Source organism: Streptomyces sp. NPDC057654, assembly GCF_042800135.1.
GTDB lineage: Bacteria > Actinomycetota > Actinomycetes > Streptomycetales > Streptomycetaceae > Streptomyces.
Genome location: NZ_JBHVHQ010001268.1, coordinates 1 through 1,746 on the forward strand (window position 1 = coordinate 1; position 1,746 = coordinate 1,746).

Genomic DNA, 1,746 nt, shown 5'->3' on the forward strand with positions numbered 1-1,746 from the left:
CAACCGAAAACAACACTCCAGAAATCCTTGGAGACAAGGGGGAACATTATTTAAGGAGCGGTCGCGGCGCCGGTCCGGGAGTCGCGATAGGAACAAGATCCAGCCAATACCCGTGTGGTTGTCAGTGGCTGTGGCCATACTGACGGGCCGGGTACTTCGTCGCCCGTCCCGCCGGGCGGGGCGGCGCCGGCCGCCAGTGACCGAGGGGGAGGTCTTGTGTCAAACCCGCCGACCGGGAGCGCCGCGCCGCAGCCGCCCGGACCCGCGCGCACGTCCGCGCCGACGGCCGAACGCACCGGGCCCGCCGGGTTCCCCGGCCCCCGTACGGGCGTGCTCGCCCAGGCCGCCCCGGCCTCCTCGGAGGCGGCGCCCCGCCGCAAGGCGTGGCGCGAGGGGCTCGACCGGCTGCGGACGGGGGCGACCACGGAGCCGGGGCGGCTGCGCGTCATCGGGGCCGTACTGGCCGTGCTCGTCCTGGTGTTCGGAGCGGTGACGGCCTGGCAGGTCACCGAGCGGGCGACGGCGGCGGACTCCGTGAAGGACCGCAGCCAGCCGCTCAGCGCGAACGCCGCGGACATCTACCGCTCGCTGGCGGACGCCGACGCCACGGCGGCCGGCGGGTTCCTCGCGGACGGCCATGAGCCGCGCGAGGTCCGCCGCCGGTACGAGCGCGACATCGGCCGCGCCTCCGACCTGCTGGTGAAGGCCGGAGCGCACACCTCCGGCTCGCAGGAGGCGCGCGTCCAGATAGCGAAGCTGAACCACCAACTCCCCTTCTATACGGGGTACATCGAGTCCGCACGGGCCAACAACCGGCAGGGCCTGCCGCTCGGCGGCGCCTATCTGCGGTACGCGAGCGAGACGATGCGCGGCGAGCTGCTGCCCGCCGCCTCCAGGCTGTACGAGACGGAGACGGCGCGGCTGGGCTCCGACTACGGGGACGCCAAGTCCTGGCCGTGGGCGGCGACCGGTGTCGGCCTGCTCACCCTGGGCGCGCTCGGCTGGGCGCAGCGCCGCGACTACCGCCGTACGAACCGGGTGTTCAACCAGGGGCTGCTGGCCGCGACCGCCGCGTCCACGGTGGTGCTGCTGTGGCTGGTGGTCGGCCACTCCCTGGCCCGCGCGGGGCTCAACGAGTCCTCCACGCACGGCGCGCGGTCCCTCCAGGTGCTCAACGAGGCCCGGATCGGCACGCTCCAGGCCCGCGGCGACGAGAACCTGACCCTGGTGGCCCGTGGCGCCAAGCTGACCCCGGACGGCGACGACGCGTACGAGGTCAGCTTCAAGGCGGGCATGCGCCGGCTCGTCGGTTCCGGAACCGACGGCGCGGCGGCCGAGGACAGCCTGCTGGACCGCGCCAAGGATCTGGCCGACGACACGAAGGGCAGCGCCCCGGTGGCCAAAGCCCTCAAGGATGTACGGGAGTGGCAGCGGCGGCACGCGGACGCGCGCGCGACGGACGACAGCGGGGACTACGAGCACGCGCTGCCCAAGGTGATCGGCGCGAAGGACAGCACGGGCGAGTGCTTCGACCGGGTGGACCAGGAGCTGGCGGACGCCGTGGGACACGAACAGAACGAGTTCAACCGCGCGGCCGGGGACGGGCGCGGGGCGCTGGAGTGGATGGCGGCCGGCGCCGTCGTACTGGCCGTGCTCGGCGCGGCCGGCACGGTGCTGGGCATCGGCCGCAGGCTCTCGGAGTACCGGTGACAGGGGGCGTGGGAATGCGCGCGGGCGAGTCGGGGC

1 protein-coding gene is annotated in these 1,746 nt (G+C 73.7%); it reads left to right on the plus strand.

Features of this window, described 5'->3' with window-relative positions; translation table 11 throughout:
* Window positions 1–216: 216 nt before the first annotated feature.
* A complete protein-coding gene (locus tag ACFU99_RS42725; RefSeq protein WP_384403931.1) occupies window positions 217–1,710 on the plus strand; it encodes a hypothetical protein in 1,494 nt (497 codons plus the stop codon).
* Window positions 1,711–1,746: the final 36 nt, after the last annotated feature.